This window comes from Pseudoalteromonas amylolytica, assembly GCF_001854605.1.
GTDB lineage: Bacteria > Pseudomonadota > Gammaproteobacteria > Enterobacterales > Alteromonadaceae > Pseudoalteromonas > Pseudoalteromonas amylolytica.
On record NZ_MKJU01000007.1, the window covers coordinates 55306 to 73929 of the forward strand.

Sequence of the window (18624 nt, forward strand, 5' to 3'; positions counted from 1 at the left end):
ATTAATATTGAGCAATACTAAAAATGGACATGTGTCCTTGATCTTTATTTGGGGGCGCGTATGATCCGCAAAATTTTATCTGCAGCCGAGTGACCTATGATCAATAACAACCTACCTTTGCTTGATTTACACCGCCACCTTGATGGAAACGTACGAGCGAGTACGATTTTAGAGCTTGGTCAGCAATTTAATTTGCCTTTGCCAGCTCAAGACTTAGAAGGGCTGAGAGAGCACGTACAGGTGCTGGACAATGCCCCTGATTTAATGGCTTTTTTGGCCAAGTTAGATTGGGGCGTTAAAGTGTTGGGAGATTATGACGCATGTCGCCGGATTGCGATGGAAAATGTGGCGGATGCTCAAGCACAGAATATCGACTACACCGAGTTGCGCTTTAGTCCTTATTATATGGCCCAAAGTCATAACTTACACCCGCAAGGAGTAGTTGAAGCGGTTGTCGATGGTGTTAAAGCGGCTACCAAGGGTCAAGATATCAAAGTGAATTTGATTGGTATCATGTCCAGAACGTTTGGTGTAGAAAAATGCCAATATGAACTGGATGCGTTGTTGGCTTTTAAAAATGACCTGGTGGCAGTGGATTTAGCTGGAGATGAAATCGGCTTTCCTGGCAACCTCTTTATTGATCACTTCAAGCAGGTTCATGATGCCTATCTAGCGGCAACAATTCATGCAGGTGAAGCACGAGGAGCTGAAAGTATTTGGCAAGCTATTCAAGAGCTTGGCGCGACACGCATCGGCCATGGCGTAAAGGCAATTGAAGATCCTGCTTTGATGGATTATTTACGAGATAATCGTATTGGTATCGAGTCTTGTTTAACAAGCAATATTCTAACCAGCACGGTTGCAAGTCTCGAAACGCATCCTTTAAAACGCTTTTTAGACCACGGCATTTTGGCGTGTATTAACACCGATGATCCTGCAGTTCAGGGGATTGAACTGGCACACGAGTATCAGGTGGCAGCTCCTCAGGCTGGTCTAAGTCAGAACGATATTGAGCAAGCGCAGCGTAATGCGTTAGAGATTGCCTACTTAAGTGACAGCGACAAAAAAGCACTGCTAGCTAGGGGTTAATGGGCACGTTGTTAAATACATAAAAAAACGCGCCATCTGGGCGCGTTTTTTCTAAGAACATTGTTCGCTACTTAATGAATGCAAATGCATCTGCATACATGTGCTCACGCTCTGCACCATGATTAATAAAGTCATCGCGTACGATACCAATCATATCAAATCGGCCAGCCATATAAATGCTGTAAGGCTCTAATGAAACGATGTCTTTCATCACTGCTTTATGTACAAAGCCTGTGTGTCCTTGCCAATCACCGCTTGGGTTTTCAACGACAGGGATAAACTGGAAGTTTTTACGTGATGCAGCCCAAGCTTCCATTTCCTGTTTTGCATATAGAGCAGACTCATCTTTTACGCCCCAGTAAAACAAAACGGGTTGGTCAAAACCAATTTCGGCCAGATGATCAGCCATTGACTTCACATAAGAGAACCCCGTGCCACCGGCTAGCAAAACGATTGGGCGTTGGTGATCAACACGTAGTTGTGATACACCAAGGCCCACTTCTAATGATACTGGCGTGTTGCTTTGATGGGCTTCTCGCAAATGTTCTAACGCCTGCATGGCGTATGAGTCTGCACCTGAGGCACCGATGTGTAACTCAAGCTCATTGCGTAATGATGGACGGCTGGCGATAGAAAAAGCGCGTTTATCTTTTTCACCCAATACCAGTTGTAAGTAATGTCCTGCTTCAAATGTAACAGCCTCCTCAGGAGTCAGTGTTACTTTATGAACAAACTCTGTAAGTGGGCTGATGGCGGCCACTTCAGCTTTAACTAATTGCATATTTTACCTTTAGCACGGCGGTTATATTGATTATTTGTATAAAGTATCAGCACTTTATCACAGCCAAGATGGTTATCCTATGACTCCAGCTTAATACCTAGACTGTCCCAGATCTCATCAACGCGTTGCTTGGTGACATCATCCATAACGATGGGCTCCCCCCATTCACGATCTGTCTCTCCTGGCCACTTATTGGTTGCGTCCATCCCCATTTTTGAACCTAACCCCGAAACCGGCGAAGCGAAGTCCAAATAGTCTATAGGGGTATTATCAATTAAGGTGGTATCTCGCGTTGGATCCATACGAGTTGTGATAGCCCAAATGACATCATTCCAATCGCGGGCATTGACGTCGTCATCACATACAATCACAAACTTGGTGTACATGAACTGTCTTAAAAATGACCAAACACCCATCATCACCCGCTTTGCATGACCTGGGTACTGCTTCTTCATGGTTACAACGGCCATGCGATAAGAGCACCCCTCAGGCGGTAAGTAAAAATCTACAATTTCAGGAAATTGTTTCTGTAAGATGGGCACAAACACTTCATTGAGTGCCACGCCTAAAATAGCTGGCTCATCGGGTGGGCGGCCGGTATAGGTGCTGTGATAGATAGGATCTTTACGGTGCGTAATATGCGTGACAGTCATCACTGGAAAGTCATCAACTTCATTGTAATAACCGGTGTGATCCCCATAAGGTCCCTCTGGCGCTAGCTCGCCGGGCATGATATGTCCTTCCAGTATAATCTCCGCATTGGCGGGGACTTGTAAATCGTTGGAGATAGACTTGATGACTTCAGTTTTTGCGCCACGTAACAGACCTGCGAATGCGTATTCGCTAAGCGTGTCGGGAACAGGGGTGACTGCCCCTAAAATGGTTGCGGGGTCGGCACCTAAGGCAACGGAGACGGGATAAGGTTCACCTGGGTTTTCTTTACACCACTCCTGAAAATCCAGCGCGCCACCACGGTGAGACAGCCAACGCATAATAATTTTGTTTTTACCCAGCAGTTGCTGGCGATAAATGCCTAGATTTTGTCGCTTTTTGTAAGGGCCTCGGGTGACCGTTAAGCCCCAAGTGATGAGCGGAGCGGCATCGCCTGGCCAGCAATGCTGAATCGGTAACTGAGTTAAGTCTACCTCACCACCACTGAGCACCACTTCCTGACAAGGTGCTTTACGCAGTTCTTTAGCAGGCATATTAAGAACTTGCTTATAAGCGGGTAATTGTCCGAGCGCTTCTTTAATGCCTTTTGGTGGATCAGGTTCTTTCAAAAAGGCAAGTAGTTTACCCACTTCGCGCAGTGCGCTGACATCCTCTTGCCCCATTCCCATCGCAACGCGTTTGGCGGTACCAAACAGGTTGGCGAGTACGGGAATATCAAAACCGATAGGGTTTTCAAATAGTAACGCCGGACCGCCCGCTCTGAGTGTGCGGTCTGCGATTTCGGTCATTTCTAACTTAGTGGAAACTGGCTGTGAGATACGTACCAACTCACCTTGCGCTTCTAAGCGCGCGATAAAATCTCGCAAGTCTTTATATTTCATTTCGTTACTGGGTACTTGAATTTGGTTTCAGTATATCAACTTGACTTTGAAATGGCAGTAATCTGCGCTTTATTTGATATTGTGCAATACTTAGTGCCTTAACGTGTTTTCAAAGGATATGCTTTGTTTTATAGTCATTTTCAAGCCTTTAAGTCTGTGGTGGCTGGATGAAAATAATAAAAATAATAATCGCGTGTCTGTCGCTCTGTAGCAGTGTGGTGAATGCATTGTCTGTTGATGATCCAGTATTTGTAGAGCACAGTGCTGTGATGTTGGTGATCAACCCTCAGTCGGGGCAAATTATCGCTGCCAATAAAGCAGCTGCAAAATTTTATGGTTTTTCGCGTACGACACTCGAAGCAATGCTGATACAGGACATTAATCAGCTTAACGCAGAGCAGGTTGCAGAGGAACGATCGCTGGCTGCAAGTGAAGGTCGAAACTATTTTATCTTTCGCCACCGCTTGGCGGATGACACCCTACGCACAGTGAGTGTTTACTCAACGCCATTTGTCGATGGCGCAGGACAAACTCAGCTACTCTCAATCATTCATGATATAAGTGCTCAACGAGCGCTACAAGATTCACTATGGTATTACCAAAATAAACTAGAAGAGCAAGTTGCTGCACAAACACAAGAAATCCAGCAAATGAGCAGCTTGAAAGTGTTGTTACTGGCATTAATCATCGCCATTTTGCTGGTTTCGATTCTTGTGTTAGGTGCACTTTTGTTACGCTTAAGGGCTGCCAAGCGACGCTCGGAGGCACAAGGCGCGAGGCTAAAAGCCATTTTCAATGGTATTGATGATTTGCTTATTTTTACCGACGAACGAGGGCAAATACTGTCAGTCAATAAAAGAGTGCAAGATATCTTCTCTGCCAATGGTACGTTATTGAATAAGCCGATTGGGGAAGTACTACATCGTAGTAGCTGTGTTGAGCAAACAACGTGTTATCAATTGCCTTACACATTGGAGCTGGGTAATGGACAGTGCACTTTTAGTATCACTAAAACCACAGTGTTAGATATTAATCAGCAGCTATTAGGGTATATCTATGTGTTACAAGATATCACCGAACGTCTCGCGCGTGAGCGTGAGCAGCGATTAGCTCAGACCGTATTTGACACGACCACCGAAGGGGTGTTGGTGTCTGACAGAGACAACCGTATTCAAATGGTTAACCGTGCGTTTAGTCAGATCACGGGGTTTGAAAGTGATGAAGTGTTGGGCCAGACGCCAGCGATGTTTAATTCAGGACACCATAGCAAAGCCTATTTCAACCAACTTTATCAAACCTTAAATGAGCGGGGGCACTGGGAAGGTGAGATTTGGAATCGTCGAAAAACGGGAGACGTTTATCCGAGCTGGTTACAAGTTTCAGCGGTGTTTGACGAGCAAGGTGATATTGAAATGTACGTGGCGTTGTTCAACGACATTACCTCTCGCAAACATCATGAGCAGCTTATGTGGCAGCAGGCCAACTTTGATACGTTGACAGGGCTTGCCAATCGACATCATTACCACGAGAAGTTTGATACAACACTTGCAGCGGCAAAAGAAAACCATACCCGCTTTGCCATTTGTTTTATTGATTTAGACCGCTTTAAAGCGATCAACGACACGCTTGGTCATCATATAGGTGATTTGCTGTTGATTGAAGCGGCGCAGCGCATTCAGGATTGCACACGTAGCAGTGATGTGGTGGCAAGACTGGGCGGAGACGAGTTTGCAATATTGCTGACGGACATTAAACACACTCGTGATGTAGAAGCTATTGCCAATAAGATTTTGCATCAGTTAAGAAGCCAGTTTGTACTGGAAGGCCATGAGGCATTTGTGTCGGGCAGCATAGGGATTACGTTTTACCCTGACGATGGTGATGAAAGAGAAGTGCTATTACGCAACGCAGATAGCGCAATGTATAAAGCCAAAGAACACGGGCGAAATTGTTTTCAGTTTTACACTTCCATGATGCATGAAAATGCCAAGGCGCGCAGTCAGCTTGAGGGGGCGCTTCATAAGGCTTTGATAAACGAGGAACTATCAGTTGTCTATCAGCCAATTCTTGGCAAAGATAACGAGCGCATTGGGTGCGAAGCGTTGCTACGTTGGCACAGTGAAACACTCGGTGACGTCTCCCCTGGAGAATTTATCCCTGTTAGTGAGGAGTTAGGACTCATTCTAGCGATGGGAGAGTGGGTGCTATTTCAGGCATGTAAACAGGCCAAACATTGGTATGAGAAAACCAAAACGCCTTTCTTTGTCACAGTTAATGTTTCTAGCACGCAGTTCAAGCGGCAAGATGTATCTACACTTGTGGCAACGGTGTTACGTGAAACAGGGTTACCTAGTCACGCACTCACTTTGGAGATCACAGAAAATGTGTTGGCTGACAACTCTGAGCGTATTCTTACGCAGCTAAGAGCGATTCGTGATATGGGAGTTGAGCTGGCAATTGATGATTTTGGGACCGGATACTCGTCGTTGAGTTACCTTAAGCGTTTTCCGCTTTCAAAGCTGAAAATTGACCAGGAGTTTATCCGTGATTTGCCCCATGATGCGGAAGATAGAGCTTTGGTCAGCGCCATCATTTCCATGGCGGCGAACCTAAACCTACAAGTGGTGGCTGAGGGCGTTGAGACTGCAGAGCAGTTGGGGTTATTGAAACAACTCGACTGTGATTTTACACAAGGCTATTTACATGCCCAGCCTCTATCACCGGATGAGTTTGATGTATATTTAGCGCGTTTCAACGAGGGTTGCTAACACATCTTAGGGTGCTCAGCGCAAAGTGCTGAGAGGGCTTCCTGAGCTTTTGGGTTGTGTTGTTTTGCTGATTGTTGTAACCAATAAATCGCCTGTTTCAGATCTTGTGAGCCACCTTGTGCCAGTCTAAGCATACCGGCCAAATTATATTGTCCCCAACTATCTCCTTGCTTAGCCGCCTGTAAGAACTCTGCTCTGGCTGCTTTAAAATCTCCTTGACGAAATAACGTAACGGCTTGGTCATTGTGTGAGTTTAAAGCTACCGAAGCTTTAGGTAGATGATTGATAGCAGTGGGTATGGCGCGCCTTTTAACAATACCGCCAAGTACATAAATATCGTTAGGGCGATAGACACTATCGATGGCCTGTCGTTCAAACAGAGATAGTAATTCAGCGCGTTCGAATGTCATTGTTTGCTGCCTAAAGTAGCTATCTAACATCAGGGAGTCTAGTTTAATGGCGCGCTGCGCACCGCGTAGCTTTCGATAGGTAAAGCTGCCCTGCAAGAGTTCAATGTGTGTCTGTGACACCTGTAATACTTGAGCGACGCGATATTGTGCTTGATAATTACGTTGTGTTTCAAGGTGTCCCATGTTGAGGATCCAGACATCGTGTACTTCTGGCTGCGCTAGTAGGGCGCTTTGTTGTGATTGAGCGTGTTGATACTGGTAACCCAAATAGCCTACGCACAGCAAAGAGGTGGCTATGAGCAAAGGGCGTCTGTAGTGAATGACGCATGTTTCAACGAACTCATGAAGCGCATAGACTAAGCGCAATGATGCCATAGGGCCACTCCCTTGATTAATATTTAAAGTTAAGTTGTTCCTTCGACACAGATAAGGCCGCAGGAGGTATACCATATCACTTTGTCTAAGCGAATGTCACAGTGTAGGTGACTGATAGAACTTCTCAAAGGTAATACCAAGTAGCGTCAAGCAGGCGTAAATACTTGCCGTGATGTGATACTCGCACACACAGATTTCTGCTAGAATCTCGAATCATTTAATCCTTTGAGAACGGCACATGAGTTCAGTTGCATTTAACACCCTACCTTTGGCCCAGGAGCTATTGGATACCCTGACTGATTTAGGGTTTAAAAATATGACGCCCATACAAGCGCAAAGTTTACCCGTAGTTTTATCTGGCAAAGATGTCATTGCTCAGGCCAAAACAGGGTCGGGTAAGACCGTCGCATTTGGTTTAGGAGTATTGTCACGCTTAAATGTTGCTCGCTATCGAATTCAAGGGTTAGTGTTATGCCCAACCAGAGAGTTGGCTGAGCAAGTGGCTACGGAGCTGCGCAAACTTGCTCGAGGCATCCATAATATTAAGATTTTAACCTTGTGTGGTGGTGTACCCATTGGACCACAGATTGGATCTCTGGAACATGGTGCGCACATCATAGTCGGCACGCCTGGTCGAATAGAGGATCATCTGTTTAAGGGCACGCTCAATCTATCTGAAGTATCTGCGCTGGTATTAGATGAAGCTGACCAAATGCTGGACATGGGTTTTGCTGATGCGCTAGATAATATTGTTTCTTACTTACCACAGCAAAGACAAACCTTGTTGTTCAGTGCGACCTATCAAAAGCGCATTGAAGAAATTGCCGAGCGCGTGATGCAATCACCTCAAATGATTAAAGTTGAAGAACAAACGGTCAATACCAGCATCAAGCAACTGTTTTTTAAGCTGGATAATAACAAACTACGCTTTAATACCTTGAGACTGTTGCTGTTACAACACAAGCCGCAAAGCTGTGTAGTATTTTGTAATACCAAGGTTGAAACACAAAAAGCCTGTGATGAACTACGTGCTGCTGGCTTTAATGCGGTGGCACTGCACGGTGATTTGGAACAAAGGGAGCGAGAACAAACGCTGATCCGTTTTGCTAATAAGAGCGCATCTATTTTGGTTGCAACAGACGTGGCTGCGAGGGGCTTAGATATAGATGATATGGATATGGTGATCAACTACCATCTTGCACACGACCCGCAAACGCATGTGCACCGTGTTGGACGCACAGGTCGAGGTGGAAAGAAAGGCTTAGCTTGTTCAATCTACGGCGAGAGCGAAGCCTTTAAAGTGGCTCAGATTGGTGATGTATATGATCGTGATTTTGAACCTGCGCCCATGCCATCGTTAAGCCTACTTGATAAGCCTCCCTATAAACCAGACATGGTGACGCTGCAAATAGATGGTGGTAAAAAACAAAAGGTACGCCCAGGTGATATTGTAGGAAGCTTAACGGGTGAACAAGGCATCGCTTTTACACAAATTGGAAAAATCAATGTGCTAGATAACAGTGCTTATGTGGCAGTCGCCAGAGAGGCGGCAAAGCCCGCGTTTCGTAAGCTGAGTGAGGGCAAACTGAAAGGTCGTAAATTTCGCGTTCGCCGTATTAATCAATAACAGCCAGATGCGCTTTAAGTAAGTCATACTCTTCTTTGAGTTGTTTAAAGCGCTGCTCGCAGCCTGCATCTTTATCAGGGTGCTGTAATACAGCTTGTTGTCGCCACGTTCGTTTGAGTTGCTGCCTTTGGTATGGATAGGGTAATTGCCAGTGCTTACAAATATCTTGGATCACTGTAGTGGGTATGTTTGTTGGTATGCTAGGTGCTGCGAAACTTTGCCAGAATGTATCGAGTAACTCTAATATTTCTTCCTTCGTAGTTTCATAATTTTCCCAGTCCAAGTAATAATCTCGCAGTGGATCAGGTGGTAGCGGCGTATTTTTGGAAATATCTACTAACTGAATATGCATGCTGCTAACACTGAGGAAAAGACCTTCTTGTAATAACTCAGTTTGCAACTGGTACAGTGCATTCATGATTAAAAAGTTCTTCTTAAACAGTTCTTTATTTGGCTCTGAGTCTAGTTGAGGAAAGGCCCGTCGGTGGCCTAACTTGCCCGCTAATGTATGAACTTTGTGTACTTTTTTATCACAGATGATGAGGAAAATAGTATCGACTAAAGGGTTGAGCATTGTTCCACCAATTGAGTTAGTGTATCTTCAGCATAGCATTATTTTGTAGCAGGTGGTGGAAACAAGGATGGGTAAAAGGCTTATAGGTAGAGCGCTGATATATATAATGTTGATTTTCAACATAACCTTGGCTGTTTCTGCGCAAGAGCCTACGCCGTCGCTTGATACCCAGATAGAGGCGCTTGGAGATTTAGAAAGCTGGCAAGATATTTCCATTAAAGGCCATCAGCTACTTTCCCATCCAAATTTAAACTCAAAGCAGCGCTTTGAGTTACTAAAGTCACTCGCAAGAGAGGCGTTTGAACGTGACGACTTTACTACCACAGAGCAATACCTTAAAGAAATAGAGTTGGAATATGTGCAGCAACCGCTCAGTGATGAGTACTATTTTGCCACCAAACTTTTGGCTATCAACGCGTATCATCAAGGATTTTATACCACAGCTATCCCTCAGTATTTAAAAGCACTAAATATTGCGAGCAAACGCAATAATCCATTAGAACAAGCCAACATGCATAACAACCTAGGATTGACTTATGTTAAAACCAATGAGCTAGGTTTAGCGATTTCTCATTTTGGTGAAGCACAGAAGTTTTATCAGGGCCTAGGAGAAATGCAGCATGAGGCGGATATCATGCTCAATATGTCGGTGGTTTACATTCGTCAATATCAGTTTGATGTTGCCCAAGAGATGATCAACACCGGTATGAAAATGTTTTCAGAGTTGGGTGATAGCTATGGGGTTGCATTGGCAAACACATATTTGGGGGAGTTATTCAGTAAGAAAGGCATGACGCACTCTGCGCGATATCACTTTCAGGCAGCGATAGACTACTACGAACAGCAAAATAATATGGATCATTTGATGGTTCAGCATGCGAATCTCGCAAATGTGAGTCTCGTGCAAGGGGAATTTGATAAAGCAGAAAAAGAGGCCAATTTTGCTTTGTATTATGCGGAGAAAATAAATAGCGACACTGGGCGTATGTCTGCCTTGTTTCCACTGGCGAAAGCGATGTTTGTGAAAGGAGAGTTAGTTAAAGCGGAACTGATGGTTAATGAGGCTATGTCATTGGCCACCGAAACGGGCGCGCGTTATTTAGAAAAAGATGAGCTTGCAACATTGGCTCTGATCCAAGCTGGCGCGGGGAAGCATGAACAGGCACTGTTAAACTTTACGAGCTATCAAACAAATCAATATGAGTTTTTGAACAAGAATGTTCTCGCCAAAATGATGGAGTATCAAAACCGAATTGAAGCCGCTGAGTTAAATAGAGAAATTACAGAGCTGAAGCAAAAGCAAGCATTTCAAACACTACAAATAGAAAAGCGTGAGCAAGTGATCTGGTTAAGCTCCATGGTGGTGTTGTCGCTTTTTATTGCTGTCGTCAGTCTGTACTTCAAGCAAGCTGAGAAGAATGCGAAAGTTGAACTGCGCGAAAAGGTTGCAGAGAGAACCGCTGAGTTACAGCGTGTTGCGGATGAACTGCGAGAAGCTAACCAAGTCAAAAATCAGTTCCTTGCCAACATAAGCCATGAGATCAGAACCCCCTTAACCTCGATTATTGGACAGGCCGAGGCTATGTTAAATGAACATGGGCAGAACTTTGAGCTCAAAACATCGCTTGGGGTTATCCAGCGCCAAGGAGAGCACCTAAAGGATTTAGTTAGTGATGTGCTTGACTTGAGTCGTATTGAAGCGCAGCGCTTAGACTTGGAATACACAGAGTTTTACTTACAAAGTCTACTCGATGATATTAGTGACATGTTTTATAACGCCTGTAAGGTGAAAGCGCTGCAATTTAGTATTGAAAGCGACAATGAAGAATCAGTCATGGTTAAGCTGGACTATGTTCGTCTTAAACAGATCCTGATTAACTTGTTGGGGAATGCAGTCAAGTTTACCGAGCACGGAGGGGTCGAGCTACAAGTAAGTTGCCAGCCCTCTGGGTTGATTTTCAAGGTTTTGGATACCGGTATCGGTATGAGCCAAGAGCAACTGAGTCGAGTATTTGAAAGCTTTCAGCAAGGTGACAACAGTATTACCCGTCGCTTTGGAGGATCAGGCTTAGGGCTGTGCTTATCACAGCAGCTGACTGATATGATGGGCGGTAGCATTAGTGTCAATAGTGAGCTTAACAAGGGCAGTGAGTTTATTGTTTATATTCCATGCGCACCACAACAGCGCGAGTTACCACAAAGTTTAGAGCAACAGCAAGAAGTTAGTTGGGACTATGGGAAAGTGCTTGTGGCCGAAGACCATGATGATAACCGCGCACTTTTTAAACGACTGATTGAGCAACTTGGTCTAGAGGTAGTGGTAGCGAGAAATGGTGAGGAAGCGGTAGAGCTGTGCCTAAGAGAGTATCCTGATGTTGTGTTAATGGATATACAAATGCCAAAAATGGATGGTGTAGAAGCGCTTAACCTGCTACACCAATCTGGTTTTGACCAACCGGTGTATGCATTGACTGCTAATGTAATGGAACATGAGATACAGTCATATTTAAAAGCAGGATTCAGCGGGCACTTGGGTAAACCGCTTGATCGCAAGCTATTAATTAAAGCTTTGCAAAGGCATATATCAACAGCATCGGAGTTGGTATCTAGTCAGGTAGATATTAGTGATTTGGCAGCAAGTTTTGTAGCAACATTATCCAACGAGCGCTCTGTAATCATTGAGCTTTGGCAAACTCAGCAGTGGGAAAGCTTACAGCGCGCATGCCATCGCTTGTCTGGGGCTGCGAGTACATTTAGTTTCATATCTTTGGCAAATACTTCTCGACAGTTGGAGCAAATGCTATCAAAAGAGCAGTATAAGCAAGCCGAGCATTTGTATCTGATTTTGTGTGACGAATTACAGTATCTCGGCTTGTCAGAACAGCTCGACGTCGGATGAGCTTTCTTTTTCAGTCTCGCTGGGTTTATCTTGGGCCAGATTTTTATCTTTGGGCTCTCTTTGCGACATGTCGGGCGGATCATAGTCTGCTTTAAACAGCGATAATTTTTCATGTATGGTAACAGCTAAATTGAGCAAGTCGCTGCTGGATACGGCTTGAATTTTAGAGTTAGATAACGCATCGGAATTTAACTCTACCATCGACTCAATACTACTTTGTGCTTCATCAGAGACCGCTTTTTGCTGCTCCACTTGGGTATGAATGCTTTGAGACATATCGTTGACGTTCACCATCGCTTGTTCAATTTGATCCATTTCTTTCGTCGATGCTTCTGATAGCGATACCGTTTGCTCTGTTTGTGTTAACGCCTCCTGCATTAAGCTATGAGCACTATCGGTACCAGCCTGAATTTTGGTTACCATGTCTCGAACTTGCTGGGTAGATTGGCTGGTTCGTGCGGCAAGGCTACGTACTTCATCAGCAACAACCGCAAAGCCACGACCCTGTTCACCCGCTCGGGCTGCTTCAATAGCAGCATTGAGCGCAAGTAAATTGGTTTGCTCAGCAATAGAGTTAATGACATCAATGACAGAACTGATGGAGTCACTATCTGCTTTGAGCGCCTCAATCTGTTTACTGGTTTGTTCAATATTATCTACAAGCCCAAGTAAGCTTCTTTGGCTTTTGTCGGTATCTTGGCGAGTTTGTTTGACGGCGTGTGTTGCCTCCTCGACGGAGTGATAGATCTTTTCTAAATTCTCATCAAGTTCCCTAGATACTTCTAACATACGGTTTATTGAAGACGCTAAATCTTGGCCATGAGCATGTTGAATGGACGCTTTTTGTGTCATAGATGCATATGTATCGCGCAAGTTATCGGCCATTGGTGAAAGCCTTGCTGATGAGGCATAAACTTCACCAATAATATGCTCAACGGTGATCAAACTGGCATTGAGTGCTAAACAGGCTGGGGGGATGTCTTTATCATTTTCATCAAAGCGAAAGGTCAGATCAATACAACCCTCGTTGACCAGTTTCTGCACAAGCATGTCTAAATAAGAGGTATCTTGGCGCTTTCGATGATAGTAGAGGATGCAGCCCGACATGATGATAGATGAGGTTATGGTGAGTATCGTAATTGCACTCACGGATAATGAAAAGAGCACGCCTATGCCTATCAATAATAAGGCATTAAGGGCTAACAAAAGCATAGCTAGGTGCAGTGACTTCATTGTTTAACGAGTCCATTTAAGTTTTAAAAGACTCATAATATATAGTTGATAAAACCTACTTAGCCAAGCGATAGGCAATAAAAAAGCCTGTAAAAACAGGCTTCTTTTAAACTTTAATTGCTACTTTCTTCGCATTAGATCAAAGAATTCATCATTTGTTTTACTCATTGATAGCTTGTCAATGAGGAATTCCATGGCGTCAATCTCCGACATCTCGTGAACTATCTTGCGTAAGATCCACATTTTCTGTAGCTCGTCGGTTTTCGTCAGCAACTCTTCACGACGAGTACCTGAGCGGTTGAAATCAATAGCTGGGAAAACACGTTTTTCAGCAATCTTACGATTAAGATGCAGTTCCATGTTACCGGTACCTTTAAACTCTTCGTAGATAACTTCATCCATTTTAGAGCCGGTATCGATAAGAGCAGTTGCGATGATGGTTAAACTACCACCTTCTTCAACGTTACGCGCTGCACCAAAGAAGCGTTTTGGCTTATGTAGTGCGTTTGCGTCTACACCACCTGTTAATACCTTACCTGATGATGGGATCACGGTATTGTAAGCACGAGCTAAACGCGTGATTGAGTCAAGTAAGATAACAACATCTTTTTTGTGCTCGACCAAACGTTTAGCTTTTTCGATAACCATTTCTGCAACCTGTACGTGGCGGTTGGCTGGTTCATCAAACGTAGAGGCGATTACTTCACCTTTTACTAGGCGTTGCATCTCGGTTACTTCTTCAGGACGTTCGTCAATTAACAATACCATCAGTGTTGCATCTGGATTGTTATAAGTGATTGACTGCGCGATGTTTTGAAGTAGCATGGTTTTACCAGCTTTCGGTGGTGCAACGATAAGCGCACGCTGTCCTTTACCGATAGGAGAAGCAAGATCTAATACTCGTGCTGTGATGTCTTCAGTACTACCGTTACCACGTTCCATAACAAAACGTTCGTTCGCGTGGATAGGTGTTAAGTTTTCGAATAGTATTTTGGTACGAGAGTTTTCGGGTTTATCGAAATTAACCTCATTGACTTTCAGTAACGCAAAATAACGTTCACCATCTTTCGGTGGGCGAATTAAGCCGCTGATGGTGTCACCGGTGCGCATACTAAAACGTCTAATCTGGCTTGGTGAGACATAAATGTCATCTGGCCCAGCTAAGTAAGAAGCTTCTGATGAGCGTAAAAAGCCGAAGCCATCTTGTAGAATTTCTAAAACACCGCCGCCGTAAATGTTTTCGCCACTTTTGGCGTGGGCTTTTAAAATGGCAAAAATAATGTCTTGTTTTCTTAGACGGGCTACGTTTTCGAGTCCCATAGACTCGGCTAGTTTTACAAGTTCGTTGATTGACTTGTCTTTAAGTTCGCGTAAATGCATATTGGTGGGTTCTTTATTACAATTGTCATTCTCGTAAACGAGAGAGGTTGATTTGATAAATCTAAAGGTTAGTGGTGATATAAATTAGCAGTTAGGTCGCTGGGCGTCCAGTCTTTATACAAATTTTGTGTGAAAAATCTAAAATTAAACTGGAAACAAGGCAATATGCACCCGATTTTTAATTCTCGGGTACATATTTAAGGCTTTGTTAAGCGTTACTTTCTAAGAACTCGACAAGTTGAGTTTTAGATAATGCGCCTACCTTAGTTGCTACCACAGCACCATCTTTAAATAGTAAAAGGGTAGGAATACCACGAATACCGAACTTAGGTGGTGTACCTGCGTTTTGATCAATGTTAAGTTTACCTATGGTTACTTTACCATCAAACTCTTCAGCAACTTCGTTTAAAATAGGGGCGATCATTTTACAAGGACCGCACCATTCTGCCCAAAAATCAACAAGTACAGGCTTGTCTGATTTAAGTACATCTGCTTCAAAGCTGTCATCGGTAAGTTGAATAATTTTGTCGCTCATTGCGCTCTCCGTTAGAATTTGGCGAATTATTTAATGCGTATTTAAACACTCTTGTTTCTTATTGCAAGTTTAAACGTTATGCTTTATCGCTATGACTAAGACACATTTGACCAATAAAAAATTTTCTGACTTTGCTTTAGCGCCGGAAGTGGTCGCCGGCTTAACCGCGAATGGCTTTGAATATTGTACGCCAATCCAAGCAAAGTGTTTGCCTTTTGTTGTTGATGGCCGTGATATTGCGGGCCAAGCTCAAACGGGGACAGGTAAAACTTTGGCTTTCTTAACAGCCACTTGTCATCGTTTGATGCAATCAGAAGGCATTTCCAGAAAGCAACCAAGGGCACTGATCATGGCTCCCACTAGGGAGCTGGCGATTCAGATACATAAAGATGCAAAAATTATTGCGCCACACTGTGATCTCAAACTAGGTTTGATATATGGTGGCGAAGACTATGAAAAACAACGTGCACAGTTAGAAAATGGTGTAGATATTTTAATTGGCACGACCGGACGCCTAATAGATTTCTACAAACAAGGCGCGTATAGCCTTAATGAAATCGAAGTTGTGGTGTTGGATGAAGCTGATCGTATGTTCGATTTGGGCTTTATTAAGGATATTCGTTATTTGTTCAATCGGATGCCGGAGACATCTGAACGACTAAATTTATTATTTTCGGCGACCCTATCGTACCGAGTTCAAGAGTTGGCTTTTGAGCATATGACTAACCCTGAACATGTACAGATTGAGCCGGATGTGAAAACTGGTAAGCGTATTCAGGAAGAGTTATTTCACCCTTCGCACGATGATAAGATTCCATTGCTACTGACTTTAATTGAAGAAGAGTGGCCGGATAAAGCGATTATCTTCGCTAACACCAAGCAAAGTTGTGAAAACGTTTACGCGTGGCTGAAAGCCGATGGACATCGAGTGGGGCTACTAACTGGTGACGTCAATCAGAAAAAACGACAGAGTATTTTGGCGCAGTTTACCAAAGGTGATGTTGATTTTCTGGTCGCAACTGATGTGGCAGCGCGTGGGTTACATATTCCAGAAGTAAGTCATGTCTTCAACTTTGATTTGCCTGACGATTGTGAGGATTATGTTCATCGAATTGGGCGAACCGGTCGTGCAGGTGCATCGGGACATGCTATCAGTTTTGCTTGTGAGCAATATGCCTACAACTTACATGAGATCGAATCATACATCGAACATGCAATTCCGCTGTCGCATTATGATAAAACAGCTTTGCTTGATGACTTAACTAAGCCTAATATGCAAAGAAAAAGGAACTACTCATCTGGACCACGCAACCGTAATAACGGCCGTCGCCAAGGTAGTTACCAAAAGTCGCGCTCTAATAATTAAATTAGAGCGATCACATTGGTACTTGTTTCTAGAGGTTTACATTAGTGGGGCAGAAAATTCCTCAAAGTAGCGTGTTCGCGGTTATAGACCTAGGTTCAAACAGCTTTCATATGCTTATTGCAAGACATGTTGCGGGTGGTGTACATACTATTGGCCGTGTTAAACGCAAAGTACGTTTGGCTGCAGGTTTAGATAAAAACAATATGTTGTCAGAAGAAGCGATGCAAAGAGGATGGGAGTGTTTAGCCCTGTTTGCAGAGCGATTACAAGATATACCCAAGGCAAATATTAGCATCGTTGCGACAGCAACGCTTAGACTGGCCAAGAACGCGGAAGAGTTTAAAACGCGGGCAGAGCAAATCCTCAATCATAAGATCAATGTGATTAGTGGTGAACTAGAAGCTAAGACTATTTATAAAGGTGTTGCGCACACATCAGCTTGCCAAGGTCGCCAATTAGTGATTGATATAGGCGGTGCGAGTACTGAAGTTGTCATCGGTAAAGGATTTGACGCCCTACTATATAAAAGCTTAAACATGGGCTGTGTTACTTTTCTCGAACAGTATTTTTCGGATGGTTTACTTAGCTCCGAGAACTTTGATCAAGCTATCATTTCAGCAAAAAAAGTCGTGTCACCAATACAAAAAGACTTTGTTGCGCTGGGATGGGAGCTGGCGATAGGTGCTTCTGGCACTGTGCAAGCCATTCAAGAAATACTCGCAGCAGATGGCCAATCTGACTTACTAACGCTTAAGAAGCTTCATGATATTCAGGCGCAAGCTATCGCTTGTCAAAGCATAAGCAAGCTTGATCTGCCTGGACTCAGTGAAGAACGCAGATTGGTATTTGTATCTGGGTTAGCTATCCTCATAGCTCTTTTTGAATCACTACATATAGCGCAGATGGGGCTTGCGGGCGGTGCTTTGCGTGAAGGTGTGCTATATAGCATGATCCCAGAGCTTCACAACTCAGATATTTGCAAACGCACATTAGATAGTTTTATGGATCGTTACCATGTAGACAAACGCCAAGCTAGCTATGTTGCTGAGCTTGCTTTGTCTTTAGCTAAACAGCTAGCAGATACGTGGCAACTAGATCTTGAACTGACCAAGAAGATAATTAGTGCCGTTGCTTGTGTGCATGAAATTGGGTTAATTGTGGATTATAAGCTTTATCATAAACATAGTGCTTATATTCTGACTCATACGGGTATGCCCGGTTATTCAAAAATAGAAAAACAGATGATCGTTGCGTTAACCTCATCGCATAGAGCGGATCTCAATTTGAATAACTTTGCTAATCTAGGGGCTCACACTAAAGCCTCGCAACGACTAAGTCGTATTGTTAGGCTTGCGGTTATTCTATCAATGCGCAGACAAGACGATATGGTGCCGCCTGTTATGGTTTCTGCAGATGCTCAGGAACAGCTAGTGCTAAGTTTTAAAGCAGATTGGCTAGCGAATCATCCACTTATGGAAAGCGAATTACAACAAGAAGCGCAATATCAGCGTAAAGTCGGTTGGAATATACAAATAAAGCGCGATTAAGCGCTTTATTTGTATATAAAACTATCAAAAAATATAAGTTCCGCTCAAAAATAATGCGAACGGTCTGTTTTTATCACTTTTCTTCAATAATTCTGTAAAAACCGCTTGCGCTTTTTGTTCGCCGCCCTATAATGCGACCCCACTGACACGGAGCGCTACGCTGAATAAGCAAAGCAACAACGGGTCAGCGTCGAGTAAAACTTAACTTTGCTTTTTTCTTACCAAGAAAACTTAAAATTAAGTGTTGACAAAAAATAGGGAATGCTTAGAATGCACACCCCTAGCGAGATGAAGCCAAGCGCTGAATCATCGCAACGTTCTTTAAAAATATGAAGCAATCATCTGTGTGGGCACTCGTACAGGTTGAGTTCTAACAAAACATTTAGAGTCTCAATTGAACTGAGTGACCAACGGCAATAAATTTAATTTGTTGCAGCACAGTCAATTCGTTCTTGGTAACAAGAACAAAATCAGAATTCAATGAGCG

The 18624-nt window shown here is 43.7% G+C and carries 13 protein-coding genes; 6 read left to right on the forward strand and 7 right to left on the reverse strand.

Annotated elements, in window-relative coordinates; translation table 11 throughout:
- Window positions 1-96: 96 nt before the first annotated feature.
- Window positions 97-1089, forward strand: a complete 993-nt coding sequence (gene add / locus BET10_RS03700; protein WP_070983487.1) for an adenosine deaminase — start codon at window positions 97-99, stop codon at window positions 1087-1089.
- A 67-nt stretch (window positions 1090-1156) separates the two neighbouring features.
- Here add and fre read toward each other — a convergent pair whose 3' ends face one another.
- The gene (gene fre / locus BET10_RS03705; RefSeq protein WP_070983488.1) at window positions 1157-1870 is read right to left on the reverse strand and encodes an NAD(P)H-flavin reductase; all 714 of its coding nucleotides are present in this window, start codon (window positions 1868-1870) and stop codon (window positions 1157-1159) included.
- 77 nt (window positions 1871-1947) lie between these two features.
- On the reverse strand, window positions 1948-3423 hold the full coding sequence (ubiD, locus tag BET10_RS03710) for a 4-hydroxy-3-polyprenylbenzoate decarboxylase (protein WP_070983489.1): 1476 nt from the start codon (window positions 3421-3423) through the stop codon (window positions 1948-1950).
- A 167-nt stretch (window positions 3424-3590) separates the two neighbouring features.
- On the opposite strand from ubiD, the gene BET10_RS03715 reads away from it, so the two are divergent.
- Complete coding sequence (locus tag BET10_RS03715) at window positions 3591-6191, forward strand: sensor domain-containing protein (RefSeq protein WP_070983490.1); 2601 nt, start codon at window positions 3591-3593, stop codon at window positions 6189-6191.
- On the opposite strand, the gene BET10_RS03720 is transcribed toward BET10_RS03715, so the two are convergent.
- Window positions 6188-6976 carry a tetratricopeptide repeat protein gene (locus BET10_RS03720; RefSeq protein WP_070983491.1) on the reverse strand — a complete coding sequence of 263 codons (789 nt, stop codon included), beginning with the start codon at window positions 6974-6976 and terminating at the stop codon, window positions 6188-6190. The genes BET10_RS03715 and BET10_RS03720 overlap by 4 nt on opposite strands.
- 238 nt (window positions 6977-7214) lie before the next feature.
- Between BET10_RS03720 and dbpA the strand changes: the two genes are divergently transcribed.
- The gene (gene dbpA, locus BET10_RS03725) at window positions 7215-8603 is read left to right on the forward strand and encodes an ATP-dependent RNA helicase DbpA (protein WP_070983492.1); all 1389 of its coding nucleotides are present in this window, start codon (window positions 7215-7217) and stop codon (window positions 8601-8603) included.
- Here dbpA and BET10_RS03730 read toward each other — a convergent pair.
- The gene (locus BET10_RS03730) at window positions 8593-9177 is read right to left on the reverse strand and encodes a DNA-J related domain-containing protein (RefSeq protein WP_070983493.1); all 585 of its coding nucleotides are present in this window, start codon (window positions 9175-9177) and stop codon (window positions 8593-8595) included. The two genes, dbpA and BET10_RS03730, sit on opposite strands and share 11 nt — an antisense overlap.
- 67 nt (window positions 9178-9244) lie before the next feature.
- Between BET10_RS03730 and BET10_RS03735 the strand changes: the two genes are divergently transcribed.
- Complete coding sequence (locus tag BET10_RS03735; protein ID WP_070983494.1) at window positions 9245-12076, forward strand: response regulator; 2832 nt, start codon at window positions 9245-9247, stop codon at window positions 12074-12076.
- On the opposite strand, the gene BET10_RS03740 is transcribed toward BET10_RS03735, so the two are convergent.
- The 3 genes from BET10_RS03740 to trxA all read right to left on the reverse strand — a co-directional run bounded on the left by BET10_RS03740 (window position 12053) and on the right by trxA (window position 15224).
- Window positions 12053-13309, reverse strand: coding sequence for a methyl-accepting chemotaxis protein (locus tag BET10_RS03740; RefSeq protein ID WP_070983495.1), 1257 nt, complete (start codon window positions 13307-13309; stop codon window positions 12053-12055). The genes BET10_RS03735 and BET10_RS03740 overlap by 24 nt on opposite strands.
- 120 nt (window positions 13310-13429) lie before the next feature.
- Window positions 13430-14689, reverse strand: coding sequence for a transcription termination factor Rho (gene rho / locus BET10_RS03745; RefSeq protein WP_070983496.1), 1260 nt, complete (start codon window positions 14687-14689; stop codon window positions 13430-13432).
- Between the two features lie 208 nt (window positions 14690-14897).
- Window positions 14898-15224, reverse strand: coding sequence for a thioredoxin TrxA (trxA, locus tag BET10_RS03750; RefSeq protein WP_070983497.1), 327 nt, complete (start codon window positions 15222-15224; stop codon window positions 14898-14900).
- 91 nt (window positions 15225-15315) lie between these two features.
- Between trxA and rhlB the strand changes: the two genes are divergently transcribed.
- Together rhlB and gppA are read left to right on the forward strand one after the other, a co-directional pair.
- Window positions 15316-16590 (forward strand): ATP-dependent RNA helicase RhlB, encoded by a 1275-nt coding sequence (gene rhlB / locus BET10_RS03755; protein ID WP_070983498.1) that lies wholly within the window; start codon window positions 15316-15318, stop codon window positions 16588-16590.
- 44 nt (window positions 16591-16634) lie between these two features.
- Entirely contained in the window at window positions 16635-18137 is a 1503-nt protein-coding gene (gene gppA / locus BET10_RS03760) for a guanosine-5'-triphosphate,3'-diphosphate diphosphatase (RefSeq protein ID WP_070983499.1), read from the forward strand.
- Window positions 18138-18624 lie beyond the last annotated feature (487 nt).

Excerpts from the sequence above, each read along its gene's own strand:
- ubiD (WP_070983489.1), bottom strand. The coding sequence starts at position 3,423 with ATGAAATATAAAGACTTGCGAGATTTTATCGCGCGCTTAGAAGCGCAA.
- add (WP_070983487.1), top strand. The coding sequence starts at position 97 with ATGATCAATAACAACCTACCTTTGCTTGATTTACACCGCCACCTTGAT.
- dbpA (WP_070983492.1), top strand. The coding sequence starts at position 7,215 with ATGAGTTCAGTTGCATTTAACACCCTACCTTTGGCCCAGGAGCTATTG.
- BET10_RS03715 (WP_070983490.1), top strand. The coding sequence starts at position 3,591 with ATGAAAATAATAAAAATAATAATCGCGTGTCTGTCGCTCTGTAGCAGT.
- trxA (WP_070983497.1), bottom strand. The coding sequence starts at position 15,224 with ATGAGCGACAAAATTATTCAACTTACCGATGACAGCTTTGAAGCAGAT.
- rhlB (WP_070983498.1), top strand. The coding sequence starts at position 15,316 with ATGACTAAGACACATTTGACCAATAAAAAATTTTCTGACTTTGCTTTA.
- BET10_RS03730 (WP_070983493.1), bottom strand. The coding sequence starts at position 9,177 with ATGCTCAACCCTTTAGTCGATACTATTTTCCTCATCATCTGTGATAAA.
- rho (WP_070983496.1), bottom strand. The coding sequence starts at position 14,689 with ATGCATTTACGCGAACTTAAAGACAAGTCAATCAACGAACTTGTAAAA.
- BET10_RS03740 (WP_070983495.1), bottom strand. The coding sequence starts at position 13,309 with ATGAAGTCACTGCACCTAGCTATGCTTTTGTTAGCCCTTAATGCCTTA.
- BET10_RS03720 (WP_070983491.1), bottom strand. The coding sequence starts at position 6,976 with ATGGCATCATTGCGCTTAGTCTATGCGCTTCATGAGTTCGTTGAAACA.
- fre (WP_070983488.1), bottom strand. The coding sequence starts at position 1,870 with ATGCAATTAGTTAAAGCTGAAGTGGCCGCCATCAGCCCACTTACAGAG.
- BET10_RS03735 (WP_070983494.1), top strand. The coding sequence starts at position 9,245 with ATGGGTAAAAGGCTTATAGGTAGAGCGCTGATATATATAATGTTGATT.